The sequence below is a fragment of the Streptomyces sp. NPDC048349 genome (assembly GCF_040651925.1).
Classification (GTDB): Bacteria; Actinomycetota; Actinomycetes; order Streptomycetales; family Streptomycetaceae; genus Streptomyces.
This window is the reverse complement of record NZ_JBEZLA010000001.1, coordinates 89762-106213: the sequence shown is the minus strand read 5'-3', so window position 1 is coordinate 106213 and position 16452 is coordinate 89762. Positions and strand designations below refer to the sequence as shown.

The 16452-nt window shown below is 71.6% G+C and carries 14 protein-coding genes and 1 pseudogene; 5 read left to right on the top strand and 10 right to left on the bottom strand.

Annotated elements, in window-relative coordinates; all coding sequences use genetic code 11:
• Positions 1 to 2: 2 nt before the first annotated feature.
• The 5 genes from AB0D44_RS00560 to AB0D44_RS00540 form a co-directional block, all read right to left on the bottom strand.
• On the bottom strand, positions 3 to 2036 hold the full coding sequence (locus AB0D44_RS00560; RefSeq protein ID WP_362582278.1) for a copper resistance protein CopC: 2034 nt from the start codon (positions 2034 to 2036) through the stop codon (positions 3 to 5).
• Positions 2037 to 2058: 22 nt separating this feature from the next.
• A complete protein-coding gene (locus AB0D44_RS00555) occupies positions 2059 to 2550 on the bottom strand; it encodes a copper chaperone PCu(A)C (protein WP_362582275.1) in 492 nt (163 codons plus the stop codon).
• Positions 2547 to 3200, bottom strand: coding sequence for an SCO family protein (locus AB0D44_RS00550; protein ID WP_362582273.1), 654 nt, complete (start codon positions 3198 to 3200; stop codon positions 2547 to 2549). Before AB0D44_RS00550 ends, AB0D44_RS00555 begins: the two co-directional genes overlap by 4 nt.
• Before the next feature lie 68 nt (positions 3201 to 3268).
• Positions 3269 to 3985: a YcnI family protein gene (locus tag AB0D44_RS00545; RefSeq protein ID WP_362582270.1), complete on the bottom strand. Its 717-nt coding sequence runs from the start codon at positions 3983 to 3985 to the stop codon at positions 3269 to 3271.
• 109 nt (positions 3986 to 4094) lie between these two features.
• Entirely contained in the window at positions 4095 to 4943 is an 849-nt protein-coding gene (locus tag AB0D44_RS00540; protein ID WP_362582267.1) for a hypothetical protein, read from the bottom strand.
• A 227-nt stretch (positions 4944 to 5170) separates the two neighbouring features.
• Between AB0D44_RS00540 and AB0D44_RS00535 the strand changes: the two genes are divergently transcribed.
• Positions 5171 to 5614 carry an ATP-binding protein gene (locus AB0D44_RS00535; protein ID WP_362582264.1) on the top strand — a complete coding sequence of 148 codons (444 nt, stop codon included), beginning with the start codon at positions 5171 to 5173 and terminating at the stop codon, positions 5612 to 5614.
• A 188-nt stretch (positions 5615 to 5802) separates the two neighbouring features.
• Here AB0D44_RS00535 and AB0D44_RS00530 read toward each other — a convergent pair whose 3' ends face one another.
• Both AB0D44_RS00530 and AB0D44_RS00525 read right to left on the bottom strand, forming a co-directional pair.
• The gene (locus AB0D44_RS00530; RefSeq protein WP_362582261.1) at positions 5803 to 7269 is read right to left on the bottom strand and encodes an aminopeptidase P family protein; all 1467 of its coding nucleotides are present in this window, start codon (positions 7267 to 7269) and stop codon (positions 5803 to 5805) included.
• Between the two features lie 158 nt (positions 7270 to 7427).
• On the bottom strand, positions 7428 to 8957 hold the full coding sequence (locus tag AB0D44_RS00525) for a PP2C family protein-serine/threonine phosphatase (protein WP_362582258.1): 1530 nt from the start codon (positions 8955 to 8957) through the stop codon (positions 7428 to 7430).
• Between the two features lie 425 nt (positions 8958 to 9382).
• Here AB0D44_RS00525 and AB0D44_RS00520 point away from each other — a divergent pair, with 425 nt between their 5' ends.
• A complete protein-coding gene (locus AB0D44_RS00520) occupies positions 9383 to 10105 on the top strand; it encodes a bifunctional DNA primase/polymerase (protein ID WP_362582256.1) in 723 nt (240 codons plus the stop codon).
• A gap of 134 nt (positions 10106 to 10239) precedes the next feature.
• Complete coding sequence (locus AB0D44_RS00515) at positions 10240 to 10815, top strand: hypothetical protein (RefSeq protein WP_362582253.1); 576 nt, start codon at positions 10240 to 10242, stop codon at positions 10813 to 10815.
• 181 nt (positions 10816 to 10996) lie between these two features.
• On the opposite strand, the gene AB0D44_RS00510 is transcribed toward AB0D44_RS00515, so the two are convergent.
• From AB0D44_RS00510 to AB0D44_RS00500, 3 genes and pseudogenes are all read right to left on the bottom strand, one after another.
• A complete protein-coding gene (locus AB0D44_RS00510) occupies positions 10997 to 11971 on the bottom strand; it encodes a DUF5926 family protein (protein ID WP_362582250.1) in 975 nt (324 codons plus the stop codon).
• A gap of 192 nt (positions 11972 to 12163) precedes the next feature.
• A pseudogene (locus AB0D44_RS00505) lies at positions 12164 to 12765 on the bottom strand (ATP-binding protein).
• A gap of 85 nt (positions 12766 to 12850) precedes the next feature.
• Complete coding sequence (locus AB0D44_RS00500; protein ID WP_362582837.1) at positions 12851 to 13639, bottom strand: glycerophosphodiester phosphodiesterase; 789 nt, start codon at positions 13637 to 13639, stop codon at positions 12851 to 12853.
• Between the two features lie 241 nt (positions 13640 to 13880).
• Here AB0D44_RS00500 and AB0D44_RS00495 point away from each other — a divergent pair, with 241 nt between their 5' ends.
• Positions 13881 to 15428: a trypsin-like peptidase domain-containing protein gene (locus AB0D44_RS00495; protein WP_362582248.1), complete on the top strand. Its 1548-nt coding sequence runs from the start codon at positions 13881 to 13883 to the stop codon at positions 15426 to 15428.
• A 105-nt stretch (positions 15429 to 15533) separates the two neighbouring features.
• Entirely contained in the window at positions 15534 to 16439 is a 906-nt protein-coding gene (locus tag AB0D44_RS00490; protein WP_362582245.1) for a LysR family transcriptional regulator, read from the top strand.
• Positions 16440 to 16452 lie beyond the last annotated feature (13 nt).

The following is a 16452-nucleotide window of genomic DNA, read 5'->3' as shown; positions in this document are numbered from 1 at the left end:
GGTCAGCCGATCTTCACGGTCTTCTGGACGGTCGTCTGGTCGATGTCGGAGGTGCGGACGGTCACGTCGATGCGCCATTCGCCGGCGAGCGGGAGCTGGACACCTGACGCCGTCCAGTGCCCGGGTGCGGCACGTTCGGGCAGGAGGGGCAGGGGGCCGAGGTCCTTCGACGGGAGGGTGAAGGCCACCTTGACCTCGGGGAGGTCCAGCGGCGTTCCCTCGCCGGAGTCGGCCCAGAGGTGAAGGGTATTGGCGCCCACCCGTCCCGGGTCGAGCTCGAGCCGGACGTTCCCCTTGCCGTTCTGACCGCCCGTGTCGAACGGCAGGGTGATCTTCACGGCGCGGTCGGGAACCGCCGTGGCGCCGGAGCCGCGGGAGGCTTCCCGTTCCACGGTGCGGCCGGGCTCGGTGCTGGTGAGCACCGTGGTCACGGCGAGCAGGGCAATGGCGACCCCGGCTTCGGCGAGGACTGAGCGGCGCAGGCCCGCGCGGTCCGGGTCGGCGTCACGGACCCGCTTCTCGCGGGCGTTCTCGAGGGCGGCGCGCTGCCGTGCGAGCTGGGCGGCTCGCCGCGGGTCGGCGGGAACGGCGGCCGCCGGCTCTGTTTCACGTGAAACATCGGCCGCGACGGTGGCTGTTTCACGTGAAACATCGATGCCGGCGGCGGGGGCCTCGGCGAGCCGCGCGGTCCACTTCCGGGACAGGTACGCGATACCGACGAGGACGGCGACCAGGCCGATCTTCAGGAGCAGCAGCCGCCCGTACGAGGTGCCGGTCAGTGCCGACCAGCTGCCGAGCTGGCGCCAGGACTGGTAGGTGCCGGTGGCCGCAAGCACCAGGACACTCGTGAAGGCGACCCGGGAGAAGCGCCGGACGGCCGCCCGCTCGATCCCGGGGGCCTTGTAAAGGGCGACGAGCAGCGCGGCGAGCCCGCCGAGCCAGGTGGCCACGGCCAGCAGGTGCAGGATGTCGGCGGGCATGGCGATGCCGGGCTGGATGCCGGTGGAGGCGTGCTCGGACAGGGCCCAGGTGGCGGCGATACCCGCGGACACCACGGCCCCGCCGATGCCCAGGCCGAAGGTGAGGTCGTTGGTGTCCCTCGTCTCGCTGTCCCCGGCCTGCTCCGCATCCTTCTCGAGGTCCCCGGCCTCCTGCGCATCCTTCTTGACGTCCTCTGCCGCACTGTCCTGTGCGGTCGCGGCCGCGCAGGACAGCCGGCGTGCGTAGACGCCGAACAGGACCGCGATGAACAGGGCCGCCGCGCCCAGCAGGAGCAGCCGGGAGATCAGCGAGGCACCGGTCTTGGTCTCGAGGACGGCCTTCAGACCCTCGAGGTCGAAGACGTCGGCGAACCTTCCCGTCCCCGTATAGGGGGCCCGGAGCACGAGCATCGCGAGGGTGGCGGCCGTCAGCGTCACCCAGGCCCGTACGACGAGCTTCTGGAGCGGGCGCTCGGCCGCTCCCCGCCGCCAGCACAGCAGGATGAAGGCGGCGCCGCCGACGAGGACGGCGAAGCCGGCGTAGGCGGCGTAGCGGGCGATCCCGTAGGCGATGCCGACGGGCCCGCCGCCCGCCTGGGCGGTGGGCAGGGCGACCTGGGTGGCCGAGGGCGCTCCGATGGAGAAGGTGAAGGCGCCGGCGATCGGGTGGCTGTCGGCGGAGACGGCCTGCCAGGCAACGGTGTAGGTGCCGTTAGGCAGACCGGCGTGCAGCGCGGTGCCGTAGCGGACGGTGCTCCCGCTGCACATGTCGCGCAGCTCGCCGGTGTCCACGCGCTTGCCCTGCGGGTCCAGCACGCGGATGGAGTCGTCGCCCAGGGCGACCTGCTCCGAGAAGGAGAGCGTGACCTGGGCGGGGGCCGTGGCGACCACCGCCCCGTCCGCGGGGTCGCTCGCGGTGAGTGCGGCGTGTGCCGAGGCCGGGGAGGCCGTGGCGAACAGGGTTGCCAGCAGGGCTGCGAGAACCAGCACGAGCCGCGGCAGCAGTGCCGCGGTCCGCGGGTGAACCGTGGATGGGGCGGGGGCGGTGGCCGTCATGGCGTGTCGCTTCCTCGGTCCGTCAGTGGGCGTTGCCGTCGGTGGACGCCGGAGGCTGGGCGGTGTAAGTCCGTTCCTTGACCTCGAGCTCGACCTTGACCGGGTCGGCCTTCTCGAAGCGCAGCTCGATGCTGACCTTGTCGCCGACCTTCGGCGTGCTCTTGAGCCCCATGAACATGATGTGGTCGCCGCCGCGCTCCAGCTTGAGCTCACCGTTGGCGGGCAGGTCCAGCGACTGGACCTGCTGCATCTTCTGGTCCTTGGTCTCGTGGATCTGCAGATCGTCGGAGAGCGTGGAGGTGACGCCGGTGAGCTTGTCGGCGGTCTTCGAGCCGTTCTTGATGACCATGAACGCGCCGGCCATCTTGTCGTTGACCGGTTGGGGCATGAAGGCGCCGCTGACTGTCGGCGCGGGCTTGGATGCCTTGTCCTCGGAGCCGGAACAGCCGGATATGGCGAGGGTTGCCGTCAGGGAGAGGGCGGCGGCGAGGGCGCGGGTGGTGCGGGTGTTCACGGGTTCTCTCCCTTGATGATCTTCGGCAGGTCCTTGGTGTAGTCGTCGACGGTGGTGCCCTCGCCGTAGAGGACGTAGCCCTCGTCGTTCTTGGGTGAGAACGCGATGACCTGGGCGCCGTGCATGGAGACGACGCTGCCGTCGGCCTCCTTCTTCGCGGCCTCGATACCGATGCCGAGCGAGCGCGCGGCGGCCTGGATGGTGGCGAAGTCCCCGGTGAGTCCGGTGAAGGCCGGGTCCTGGGCCCTGAGCCACGCGCCGAGGGAGTCGGGGGTGTCCCGTTCGGGGTCGGTGGTGACGAAGACGACCTGGAGGTTGTCCTGGTCGGCCTTGGGGAGTGCCTTCTTGGCGACGGCGATGTTGCTCATCGTCAGCGGGCACACGTCGGGGCAGTTGGTGTAGCCGAAGTAGATGAGCGTCGGCTTGCCCTTGGTCTGCTCGCGCAGGTTCCACGGCTTGCCCGTGGTGTCGGTGAGGACCAGCTCCGGCTTGGTGAACGGGCGGTCCAGCACGGTCGCCGCCTTGGTCTTGCTCTGGCCGCCCGAGATCTGGGTGACCGAACCGGCCTTGACGGGTTCGCCGCCGCAGGCGGTCAGGGTGAGTGCGGCCGCCGCGAGGAGTGCGGCGGCCGTCACGCGTGTGGTGCGCATGGAGGGATGTCCCTGGGATCGGGGATGTGACGGATGGTCGGGAACGGCAGCGCGAGGGGCGCGGCTGGTCAGGCGGAGCGGCGGCGCGAGGCGACGCCGAAGGCGACACCGCCGAGCCCGACGACGATGCCGGCGATGCCGAGGGCACGCGCGGTCGTGTCGGAGCCGTGCTCGGCTGCGGCCCGGTCGTGGCCGTGCTGCTCGTCCTTGGTGTTCTTGTCGGCGTTCTTGCCGCCGGCGTCGTGGTGGTCGGCGCCCTTGGCGGCGGTCAGCTTCAGGACGGGCGCGGGGTTCTGCGGTTCTGCGGCGCCGTCCTTGGCCTCTTCGATCCAGCGGACGACCTCGCCGTTGTCGTAGGTCTGGATCGCCTTGAAGACCATTTGGTCGACGTTCTCGGGGAGCTTGCCCACGGAGAGCGGGAACTGCTGGAACCTGCCGCTCTCGATCTTGCCGCCGGACCAGGTGACCTTGGTGACCGCCTCGTTGATCTGCTTGCCGTGCACGGTCAGCGGCTTGTCGAGCTTGGTCTTCTCGACGCTCACGGTCCAGCCGGGGACGTCCTGCGGCATGACGGACGTGAGCGGCTGGTCGACCGGGAAGTTGACCTCCAGCTGGGTGGTCGCCGCGTTGTCGCGCTCGTTGGGGACCTTGAAGTTGATCGTCGCGTAACCGCCCTTGGCGGCTTCGCCGGGCTGCACGCTGACGTGGGCGAAGGCCGTACCCGACAGGACGAGGACGGCACCGGCGGCGAGGGCGGCGGTGAAGGAGACGCGAGAGGTCTTCATGGCAGGAACACTCCACGGAAGCAGTGGTGACGGTGGCTCCGCGCACGGGCGCGCGCGGAGTTCGCGGCACCGGTGCTCCCGTCGTGTGTCCGGGGAGGAAGGCGCCGCGTCAGGCTGCGAGGGCGAGCGCCGTCGGCGGCCCGCGCCTGATCACCGTGTGCTGGAGCGCCTCACGGCCGGTGGCCGCCGCGGGGTCCGCTGCGGTCCGCGGCGCCCGCGGCATACGGGCGGGCGCACCCGGCAGTCCGGCACCGAGAGCGCGTACGAAGGCCAGTGCGGCCCGCAGCGGGCGCACCGGGGCGGCTTCGGCGGAAAGCCGGGAGAGTTCGACGAGCCGGAACAGGGCGGCGTCGCCGCGGCCGAGGAGCCAGCCGACGGCCAGGGCGGCCAGCAGGTGGCCGAGCAGCATGGCCGGGCTGAACAGTCCGGTCGAGGGGGCCGCCGTAGCGGCCTGGGCCACGTGGGCGTGCGCCCCGTGGCCCTGCGCGGCGAGCTGTCCGGTCTGAGCGGCCTCCGCCGCGAGGGCCGCCGGGTCCAGGCCGGCGGTCGTCAGGATCTGCCGTGCGTCCGCCGGGCTGAGCGGTACGGAGTTGCCCCCGCACACCAGCCGGGCGGCGAGCTCGGCGAGCGAGCTGTCGGCGGCGGTGGCAGGTGCCCCGGCCGCCGGGGCCGACGCGGCCGCGGCACTGTGCTGGCCGAGGCCGAACACCGTGTGCAGTCCCAGTTGTCCGGCGGCCAGCCCTGCGGCGATGCCGGGCAGCGAGCGTCGGCGTCCGGCGAGCGGCGCGGCGACCGCGAACACGGCGAGGAATCCGAGGGACAGCGACCACCACGGCACGGTGGCGCAGGAAGCCAGGGCGTGCCCCGCCGCGGACAGCACGACACAGACCGCGGTGAACACCGCGGCCCGGATGAGCCGGAGGCCGGCTCCGGCGTGCGTCGCGTGGGGGTCAGTCATGGCCGGGCCATCATCGCACTGCCCTCGGGGCCTTCATACGGCAGGTCCGGAAGGTCCCATGAGTCCGTGATGGGACCGGGCGCGGGCCACCGGCCCGCACAGGGCGGCGGGCAGCGCCGCACATACCCGATGCCGGGGGCGACCGGCATCGGCCGAACGAGCGCAATGACACTCCCGAAGGCCCCACGAGCGCTTACGGTCGCCCAGGGGCGGCAATACGTAACCGTATGAGCATCTGGTGGTCTCTCCACTTGAGGCGCGAAGCCGCGAGCGTGCCGCTCGCCAGGCGACTGCTGCTCGGGACGATGGAGACCGCCGGGGTGGACCCGGACATCTCCTACGACCTCTCGGTGGCGCTGAGCGAGGCGTGTGCGAACGCCGTGGAGCACGGCGGGGGCGGCGGAATCCCGGACGAGACCGAGGCGTACCACGTAACGGCCTATCTGGACGGGGACTGCTGCCGCATCGAGGTGACCGATTCGGGCCCGGGCTTCCCGCCCTCGGCAGTGGCCCGCCGCAGACCCTCCCTGGCCGAGCACGGCCGCGGCATGCACCTGATCGAGGAGCTCGCCGACCACGTCCGCTTCCGCAACCGGCCCGGCCGCGGCGCCGTCGTGAGCTTCGACAAGATGCTGAAGTGGCGCGACGACGCCCTGCTGAAGGTGTCGTAGGGGCACGCGGACGGGCACACGCCGCGCAGGTAGAAGCCGCCGGGAAGCGCCGCCGGGAACGCACCGCCGGGGAAGCGCCGCCGGGAACACCGACGGGCGGGGCCCCTTGCCGGGGTCCCGCCCCTCATGGCGCAGTCTCGGTGCCGCATCGGTGCCGAGTCGGTGCCGAACGGCGCCGAGACCGCGCGTCAGCCCTTGAGCCGTGCCATCCAGGCCTCGACCTCGACCGAGGTGCGCGGCAGACCGGCCGACAGGTTCCGGTTGCCGTCCTCGGTGACGAGGATGTCGTCCTCGATCCGGACGCCGATGCCGCGGTACTCCTCGGGCACGGTCAGGTCGTCGGCCTGGAAGTACAGACCGGGCTCGACGGTGAGGCACATGCCCGGCTCCAGCGTGCCGTCGACGTACGCCTCGGTGCGGGCGGCGGCGCAGTCGTGGACGTCCATGCCGAGCATGTGGCCGGTGCCGTGCAGGGTCCAGCGGCGCTGCAGGCCGAGCTCCAGGACGCGCTCGACCGGGCCCTCCAGCAGGCCCCACTCCACGAGCTTCTCGGCCAGGACGTGCTGGGAGGCGTCGTGGAAGTCGCGGAACTTGGCGCCCGGCTTGACCGCGGCGATGCCGGCTTCCTGGGACTCGTACACCGCGTCGTAGATCTTGCGCTGGATGTCGCTGTACGTGCCGTTGATCGGCAGCGTGCGCGTGACGTCGGCGGTGTAGAGGGAGTGGGTCTCCACCCCGGCGTCGAGCAGCAGCAGGTCGCCGGAGCGGACGTCGCCGTCGTTGCGGACCCAGTGCAGCGTGCAGGCGTGCGGGCCGGCGGCGCAGATGGAGCCGTAGCCGACGTCGTTGCCCTCGACACGGGCGCGCAGGAAGAAGGTGCCCTCGATGTAGCGCTCGGAGGTGGCCTCCGCCTTGTCGAGGACCTTCACGACGTCCTCGAAGCCGCGGACGGTGGAGTCGACGGCCTTCTGCAGCTCGCCGATCTCGAACTCGTCCTTCACGGCGCGGGCCTCGGAGAGGTAGACGCGCAGTTCCTCGTCACGCTCCTTGGTCACCTTGTCGGTGAGGGCGGACTCGATGACCGTGTCGTGGCCGCGCACGGCCCGCACCGGGCCCTCGGCCTCGGCGAGCGCCTCGGGGAGCTCGCGCACGTCCTTGGCGGGGATGCCCAGGAGCTGCTCGGCCTCGGCGAGGGAGTGGCGCCGGCCGACCCACAGCTCGCCCTGGCCCGAGAGCCAGAACTCGCCGTTCTCCCGGTTGGAGCGCGGCAGCAGGTAGATGGTGGCCGTGTGGCCGGTCTCGCCGGTGGGCTCCAGGACCAGCACACCGTTCTCGGTCTGGTCGCCGGTGAGGTACGCGTACTCGGTCGAGGCGCGGAAGGGGTACTCGGTGTCGTTCGAGCGGATCTTCAGGCGGCCCGCGGGAACGACCAGGCGCTCGCCGGGGAAGCGCGCGGACAGCGCGGCGCGGCGGGCGGCGGTGTGCGCGGCCTGGGCGATGGGCTCCAGCCCGCGCAGCTCGGTGTCGGCCCAGCCGGTACGCATGCTCTCGGCGAGTTCGTCGCTGACGCCCGGGTACAGACCGTTCTTGCGCTGCTTGTGCGTCTTCTTGGGCTGCTCTTCTTCCGGGGTCTCCGGGGTGAGCTCGTCAGCCACGTCATTCTCCTCAGCTACGACAGGCACGGACCGGGGTGGGGCCCTTGTCCATCGTATGTGCGAGGACCCGGGGCCCCGTGTGCTTTATCGCACAAACGACCGCTTTGGTCGACTAGTCGCAGTCGCAGTCGCAGTCGCAGCGTCGCAGTGGTCGCAGCTCACTCGAACCGGGCGGCGAGCAGGACGACGTCCTCGGGGAGGTCGGCCGGCTCTCCTTCGGGCAGCACCGTCCGCAGGATGTGGTCGCACAGGGCGGCCGGGTCTTCCCGGGCGGCACGGGGGACCGCCGCGGCCGCCGCGTGCAGCCGGGCGTATGCGCGGTCCATCGGGTCGCCGGTGCGGCGCAGAAGTCCGTCCGTGTACAGCAGCACCGTTTCTCCGGGGGCGGGCTCGATGTCCACGCTCGGAGCCTCCCAGCAGGACAGCATCCCCAGCGGCGCGGAGAGCGAGGTCTCCACGTACTCCGTGCGGCGCTCGCCGATGAGCAGCGGCGGGGCGTGTCCCGCGCCGGCCAGGATGATCTTTCGCTCGGCGGGCTCGCAGTAGGCGAACAGGGCCGTGGCCGAGCGCGCCGGTTCGGTCAGGCGCAGCAGCAGTTCCAGGTCGGACAGGACGGCGACGGGGTCCTCGCCCTCCATCACGGCGTACGCGCGCAACGAGGCCCGGAGCCGGCCCATCGCGGCGACGGCGCTGGGCCCCGAGCCGGTGACGGAGCCGACGGCCAGCCCCAGGGCGCCCTCGGGCAGGGGCAGGGCGTCGTACCAGTCGCCCCCGCCGCGCGGCCCGGTGCGGTGGCGGGCGGCGAGCTGGACCCCGGGGACCCGGGGGAGGCGGCTGGGCAGCAGTTCCTCGGTGACCTTGGCGAGGCGGGAACGGGAGCGCTCCACCTCCAGCATCCGGGCGAGGTGCTCGGCGGCGTGCCGTACGTACAGCCCGACGAGGTCGCGCTGGCGGTCGTTGGGCTCGGCCTGCTCGTCGTACAGCCAGACGGCCGCGCCGAGCCGGCCGGTGGCCTCGGCGGTCAGCGGGAGCGCGTAGCTGGCGGCGTAGCCGAGGCGGGCGGCCACCTCGCGGTGACGGGGGTCGAGGGGGGCGGCGAAACCTCCGGAACCGGGAGGCTCGCCCGGTTCGGGGAGCACCTCGGAGCCGCCGTGGGCGTCGGGGAGCCCGTCGAGGATGCGGCCGTACGAGGTCGCGCTGCGCGGGACGGTCTCGATGTGGCCGAGGTCGGCGTGGCCGAGGCCGAGGCCGATCGTGCTCGCGGGGCCGAGACCGTCGGAGGGTTCCAGGACGATCAGGCCGCGGCGGGCGCCGACGAGTGCGGCACCGGCGCGCAGGAATTCGTGCAGGGAGGAGTCGAGGTCGTCGGCGCGGGCCAGGCGCTCGGTGAGTTCGTGGAGGGTGGTGAGGTCCGAGACCATGCCTGCCAGCCGGTCCTGGATGAGGCCGCCCGGTTCGGGTGCAGGGGTCGGGGCGTGGGTGGTGAGGGCGGGCGCGGGCGCCACAGTGTGCGGTGGCGTCGTAACCGTTGGATCGATTCCAGCCACTTTCGGCAGATGCGGGGCGCTCATGGCGTCCGCCTTTCCACCTGGTGCGATTCGCCATATAGCATCGCAAACCCCCAGATCGTGCTGCGCCGCCATCAAGGAATCCACATCTACACGCACACACGGATCCGTGTCCAGCATTGCCCAGGTGGGAATCCTGGTGTCCGTGGGACGGCAACTCACTGTCCAGCCAAGGCTAGAACTTGGCCGGAAAAAGCCGGAAGGAGGCGGTTTTTGCGGTCGACTGGACGGGCTCCACAAGGGGTCCGGGTACGTAATCGGTAGTGTCCGGGGCCAGTTGGCGCGGCCCCGGCACTGTGTGGCCCCGATCTCGGCACTGCTGCCCAGCGCCGTGCGACCACCTTGGAGGGGGACCGGGAACCGTCGGGGGGCGGACAATCGTCCTTAGCGGCGGCAGCCGGTGCGGCTTGCGTTCCGAGAAAACTGCACAAACCGTATGAACCTGCCTTATGGCGGACAGTGACGCGAAACCTGTACGTGTGGTGAGACACCGCTTACATGGTGTGATGTGGCCCTCGGCGTTCAACGGAAAGGAACGAGCGCTCATGCGCGAGATCCTCGGAAGGCGTCTCCAGCGGCTCCGCGATCGCTTTCAATCCCTGCGCCCCACCCCGCGACAGACCGGCACCGCGCCGGCTCTCCTCGATGCAGCGCTCACCTGCGCCACCACCTGGCAGTGGCCCGTACTGCCCGGCGTCGGCCGGTCCGCAGCGGACGCCGGGCGCTGCGCCTGCCCCGACCCCGACTGCGTCGTCCCCGGCGCACACCCCTTCGACCCGGGGCTGCTCGCGGCCACCACGGACCCCCGGATGGTGACCTGGTGGTGGACCAACCGGCCCACCGCCCCCGTCCTGATGGCCACGGGCGGGACCGCTCCGTGCGCGGTGAGCCTCCCGGCGCGGGCGGCCGCGCGGGCCCTCGTGCGGCTGGACGCGCAGGGCATGCGGATCGGGCCGGTTGTGGCCACGCCCACGCGGTGGTCGCTGCTGGTGGCGCCGTATTCGTTGGAGCGGCTCGGCGAGCTCCTCTACGCGAAGGACCACGTGCCCTCCTCGCTGCGTTTCCACGGTGAGGGCGGCTATCTCCTGCTGCCGCCGTCCGCCGCCTCCAGCGGTGGCCGGGTCCGGTGGGAGAGGGAGCCCTCTGCGGGGCCGGCCGGGCCGGGGGGTGCTTCGGCTCTCTGGCTGCCGCAGGTCGAGGCGGTCGTGGATGCGCTGGTCGAGGCGAGCAGCGGTGCGCCCGGCGGCGGCAGCAGACTCGCTTACTGAGCTGCCCGGTTCGGCGACCCGCCGACGCCCGGCGCGCGGCCGGATCACTCGTACGGGTGCCAGCGGGACGAGTTTCCAAGGGAATTGGGCGCGGGCATCTCCGTGCCCCATTCCCGCATCGCTATCTTCGGCGAATGAATCTCCGCCTGATCGGTATCAGCGCCGGTGTGCTGGTCATCTTGTCGCTCCCGCTCGCAGGAGCGATCGCCGGGCCGGATTTCGCCGGTCAGGATGACGGAAAAAACGGCGGCCTGTTCCGGGCGCTCGGGCTTTCGGACTCTTCACCCACCTCTTCCATGTCACCCGCGCGCTCGGCGGCACCGGCGGCCGGGCCCGAGCAGCCCGGCCCCGTCGAGCAGCCCCGTACGGATTCCCGGTGCGGACCGGAGCTCTCCTCGCCGCACGGGGTGGAGGCGCAGACGTGCGTCCTGGTGGCCGAGGGCCGTACGTGGGGCCGGAGTTACTACCGGAACACCAGCGGTCGCGGACTGGATGCGGTGCTGACCCTGATGGGGCCGGCCGGACGTACGGTGCAGATCCGTTGCGCGGTCGGAGCGGGGGACGAGCCGGGCCTGTGCGAGACGCCCAAGGACGACTCGGCCGGGGAGCCGGACAGCTACTCGGCCGTAGCGGAATTTGCAGTTCCGGATGATGAAGGGCCGCTGCTCCTGCGGTCCGGGAGCAACTCACCGGGACCGGGTGACGGTTGAGAACCGCCTGAATTTGAAGGGCCCGGTCGCTGGCGACGGGGGATGCACCAGCGACCGGGCTACAAGAACGGTAACAAGAGATCGCCTGTACGCAAATTCGATCTCTGATATTCAGACACCGATTTGCAGACGGTTAGCGGGAGTTGTGACTCCTGTCACCGGATCCGCGCGAGGGCGCAGGTCAGCTGAGGGTCACCTGGCGGTTGGTGAGCCCGCCGCGCGCCCGGCGCTCCTCCGTGGTCAGCGGGGCGTCCGAGGCCAGGGCCGTGGCCAGCCGCTCCGCGAACTCCGCTGCGGGCTTCTCGACGTCGTCGGCCGTGACCCCGGTGGGCAGGTCCCAGACGGGGACCATCAGGCCGTGCGCGCGGAAGGAGCCGACGAGCTTGGTGCCCTCGCCGAGCGAGGACGTGCCCGCCGCGTGAAGCCGCGCGAGGGCGTCGAGCAGCTTCTCCTCCGGGTGCGGCATGACCCAGCGCAGGTGGTTCTTGTCCGGGGTCTCGCACCAGTAGGCCGCGTCCACGCCCGTCAGCTTGACGGTGGGAATGGCGGCCGCGTTGGCTCGTTCCAGCGAGGCGGCGATCTCCGGGGAAGCGTTCTGGGCGCTCTCCGATGCCGGAATCCAGAATTCGAAGCCGGTGTGCACAACCGGCTCGAAAACGCCGTCGGCGTCCAGGAGATCCTGAAGTCGCGGACCCTCGGCCGGTACCCGGCGCGCCGGAACCGGAGTACCCGGCTCTGCCACGAGCGCGCGCTCCAGGGTGTCGGCCATGTCGCGGCCGAGGTCCCCGGTGGTCGAGTCGTTCTGCAGGGCGAGGAGGACGGAGCCGTCCTCGCGGCGCAGGGCCGGCCAGGCCATGGGGAGCACGGTGACCAGCGTGACGGAGGGGACGCCCTCGGGCAGGCCGCCCTTGAGGGTCAGCGGAACGGTGGCCGCCGGCACGAGCTCGCGCAGCGCGACCCAGTCGCACTCGCCCGGCAGGCCCTCGAAGGGGCGCCGCACGTGCTCGGTGACGGCGTGCGCGGCGGCAGCGCCGTGACAGGCCTTGTAGCGGCGCCCGGATCCGCAGGGGCAGGGCTCGCGTGCGCCAACCACCGGGATTTCACCGTTGTCGAGCTGCGGCTTTGCAGTCTTGGTTGCGGGGCGCTTCTTTGCCATCGTGCGTGTCTCCCGGTTGCGGCGGTACGGCGTCGTGTCTGGGCGCGAGCCTAGCCGTTCGTACCGCCGGAACCGGTGGGGTGCGGCCGGGAGCACGGTCGGCGTGCGCTCCCGGACGGCCGCCTGGGCGATCCCCGGTCCTGCTGTGGTGCTGTTCGTTCGTCCGTGCTGTTCGCCTCCGGGATCCCGGGTTCAGGGAGCCAGATCGTCGAAGGCGGTGCTGAAGTCGATCGCCGGGGGCGCAACGCGCGTAGCGAAATCCTCGTGCCGGGGCCCACAGGCAACGATCACCCAGACGGTGACCTCACCCGCCGCTCCATCCCGGACACCCCAGTCCTGGGCCAGCGCGCTGATGATGTTCAGCCCGCGGCCGCCCCGTGCGGTCACCGACGGTGTGGCCGGGACCGGGCGGGTGGGTCCGCCCCCGTCCGTGACCTCGACCGTCAGTCGCCCCGCTTGGTCGACGCGCCATGCGGCGCGTACCTCCCCGTCCCCGACTTCCCGCGCACCCAGGGGCCTGCCATGTCGGCAAGCATTGCTGAGCAGTTCGGAAAGGATCAGTACGGCATCGTCCACGACCGATTCGGACACCCCGCTGATGCGCAGCTGCTCACGCATGCGGTGTCTGGCCTCGCCCACGCCCGCAGGACCATGGCGTACATCCATGTACGACGACGTGGGCACTTCCTGTGCCACCACCAACGCCACCCCCGGAACCTCCTTAGCCCCACGCATGGTCTGGATGCCCCAATGGCCTGGACCGGAAACCGTCGAACCGGAGCCCGCGGACGCATTCGCGCAGGCCGGATGCGGAGCGGATGCGCCGGGGCACACCCTGTGACCGCGGGGGTGGGAGGGGTGGGTGGGCAAAAGGGGGCGTCAGCGGCCTAGTTGGGACAGAACCTGTCGTGGTCTGTTCGTGATGATCGCTTCTACACCCAAATCAGCGCACAGCTGAACGTCTTCGGGATCGTTGACCGTCCAGACGTGCACGGAATGGCCCGCGCCCTGGAGCTTGCGGATGTAGCCGGGGTGGTTGCGCACGATCCGCATTCCCGGCCCGGCGATCTTCACTCCGGCGGGCAGCCGGCCGTCGCGCATCCGGGGTGAGATGAACTGCATCAGGTACACGGTGGGGACGGTGGGGGCGCCGGCGCGCACCCGGTGCAGGGAGCGGGCGGAGAAGCTCATCACGCGCACCGGGTGCGGACCGTCGGCGTCGGGTGCGTCCAGGCCGAAGCGCTTGAGCAGGAAGAGGAGGCGCTCCTCCACCTGTCCGGCCCAGCGGGTCGGGTGCTTCGTCTCGATGGCGAGCTGCACCGGCCGTCCGGCGTCGGAGACCAGCTCCAGCAGCCGTTCCAGGGTGAGGACCGACGTGCGCTCGGGGTCCGCGTCCCAGTCGGGGGACTCCTCGCGGTCCTTCCAGGAGCCGAAGTCGAGAGCGGCGAGGTCCGCCAGTTCCAGGGCGGAGACGGCGCCGCGGCCGTTGGAGGTGCGGTTCACCCGGCGGTCGTGGACCAGGACCAGATGGCCGTCGGCGGTCAGCCGGACGTCGCACTCCAGGGCGTCCGCGCCGTCCTCGATGGCTTTGCGGTAGGCGGCCAGGGTGTGCTCGGGGGCGTCCTCCGAGGCGCCTCGGTGGGCGACGACCTGGATGGGGCGCGGCATTGCGTGGGTCACTGGGTCATGGTGCCACCGACGGAGCGATCGGCGCCGGGACCGGGTCCTATAGATGCATCCGAAATGTCGGATATAAAGAATGGCAGGAGATGCACAGGTCCGGCTTACAGTGCTCTGACGGGCCATGGGAAAGGCTTTGCCCAGGAACTTGTGCGGTACGTCGAACGTTCAGTCGGCCCGACGATATGCCAGAGAATTCCGAAGCCGTGTGTGACGAGGAGAGAACGCTGTGAGCACCGAGAACGAGGGCACCGCGGCCCCTACACCCCCCGCGGCCCCGTCCGTACCCCCTGCTCCGGCCTCCGAGACGCAGGCGGCCGGAGCGGTGCCTTCCGCTGCCGAGCCGGTGACCCAGCAGCTGCCGCACACGGCGGCGCCGGGCACGGAGGCGACCCAGCAGGTTCCGCCCACGCCCGAGCCGCCGACGGCAGCCCCGGCCCCGGCCCCGGGTGCGTCTCCTGCCCAGGCGCCCGCTCCGGCTCCCGCTCCGGCCCCCGGGTACGGGCAGGCCCCGGCGCCGGCCCACGCCCCGGCCGCACACGGAGCCGAGGGCTGGCCGCCCCCGCCGCCCACGGTGCCCGCGTACGGTGGGGGCGGCGGCCACGGCGGCGGCGCCTGGGGCGCTCCGCTCGGTGCGGACGGCACCCCGCCGGCCAAGCCGAAGGGCAGGGGCGGCCTGATCGCGGGCGTGCTCGTGGCGGCGCTCCTGGCCGGCGGCATCGGCGGCGGCGTCGGCTACTGGGCCGCCGAGCGGAGCCAGGACGCCACCGGATCGACCACGATCAGCGCGGGCAACACCCCGAAGGACCTCAAGCGGGACGCCGGCTCCATCGCCGGCCTCGCCGCTGCGGCGCTGCCGAGCGTGGTCACGATCGAGGCCTCGGCGGGTGACGGCGAGGGCGGCACCGGCACCGGGTTCGTCTACGACCAGCAGGGCCACATCCTCACCAACAACCACGTCGTGGCCTCCGCCGCGAACGGAGGCAAGCTCTCCGCAACGTTCTCCGACGGCAAGAAGTACGAGGCCGAGGTGGTGGGCCGGGCCCAGGGCTACGACGTCGCCGTCCTCAAGCTGAAGAACCCGCCCGCCGGACTCAAGCCGCTGCCGCTCGGCGACTCCGAGAAGGTCGCGGTCGGCGACGCGACGATTGCGATCGGCGCCCCCTTCGGCCTCTCCAACACGGTCACCACCGGCATCGTGAGCGCCAAGAACCGTCCCGTCGCCTCCGGTGACGGCTCCGGCAGCAAGAACTCGTACATGAGCGCGCTCCAGACGGACGCCTCGATCAACCCGGGCAACTCCGGCGGGCCCCTGCTCGACGGGCGGGGCGCCGTCATCGGCATCAACTCCGCGATCCAGTCGGCGGGCAACGGCGGCTTCGGCGGTGGCCAGGCCGGTTCGATCGGCCTCGGCTTCGCCATCCCGATCAACCAGGCGAAGAACGTCGCCGAGTCGCTGATCAAGACGGGCAAGCCCGTCTACCCGGTGATCTCGGTCTCCGTCGACCTCCAGGCCAAGACCGAGGGCGCCAAGATCTCCGAGCAGGGCGCGCCCGCCAACGACCTCGTCGACCCCAACGGCCCGGCCGGCAAGGCAGGCCTCAAGCCCGGCGACATCATCACCGAGTTCGGCGGCAAGCCGGTCGACAGCGGCCCGACCCTCATCAGCATGATCTGGACGTACAAGCCCGGCGACACGGTGAAGCTGACCTACCTGCGCGGCGGCAAGCCGACCACGGTCGACATCACCCTCGGCTCGCGGGTCGGAGACAAGTAGGCAGGACGAGTACCGGGCGCGCGACGCACCCGGTGGCTTGATGGGGAGGGGCCGTGGGCGGGATTCCGCCTACGGCCCCTCCCAACGTCCGCTTATGCTTCACAGGTGTTCGATTCTCGGCACATCCGGACGTTTCACACCGTGGTCGCCTCGGGTTCCTACTCGGCGGCCGCCCGCGTGCTGGGCTACACCCAGCCCGCCATCACCCAGCAGATGAAGGCGCTCGAACGCGCCGTCGGAACCCCGCTGTTCACCCGCGTCGGCCGAAAGATGCAGCTCACCGAAGCCGGCGAGTCCCTGTCGCGGCACGCCGAGACCATCCTCGGCAGCCTCTCCGCCGCCGAGGCCCAGCTCAAGGCATACGCACGCCTGCGCACCGGGCGGGTCCGGCTGTGCGGCTTCCCCAGCGCCAACGTCACTCTCGTCCCGGAGGCCTTGAGCGGCCTGGCCAAGGAGCACCCCGGCGTGCAGGTGGAGCTGCTGGAGGGGGAGCCCCCGGAGTCGCTGCGCCGGCTGGAGCGCGGAGAGTGCGACATCACTCTGGCCTTCACCTATCCCGGCCTGCACGAGGAGATCCCGGAGGAGGTCGCCGAGGTCAGGCTGCTGGAGGACCAGCTGACGGTGCTGCTCCCGACCGGCCACCCGCTGGCCCGCCGCCGGGCCGTCCACCTGGCCGATCTCGCCGAGGAGCAGTGGATCGCGGGCTGTCCGCGCTGCCGGGCCAACCTGCTGCACGAGTGCGCGGAACTGGGCTTCGTGCCCGACATCCGCTTCGCCACCGACGACAACCTGGTGGTCCAGAGCCTCGTCGGGCAGGGGCTGGGCGTCGCCATGGTGCCCGCGCTGGTGCTGCCCTCCCTCTCCCTGAACCGCGTCTGTGGACGGGCGCTCCAGCCCGCCGCCCGCCGCCACATCGCCGCGTACGTCTACCGCGACCACCTGCGCGTCCCGGCCACGGCCGTGGTGCTCGGCGCGCTGAAGAACGTAGCCGCGAACCGGGTCGGCTGCTGACCAACCCATAAGC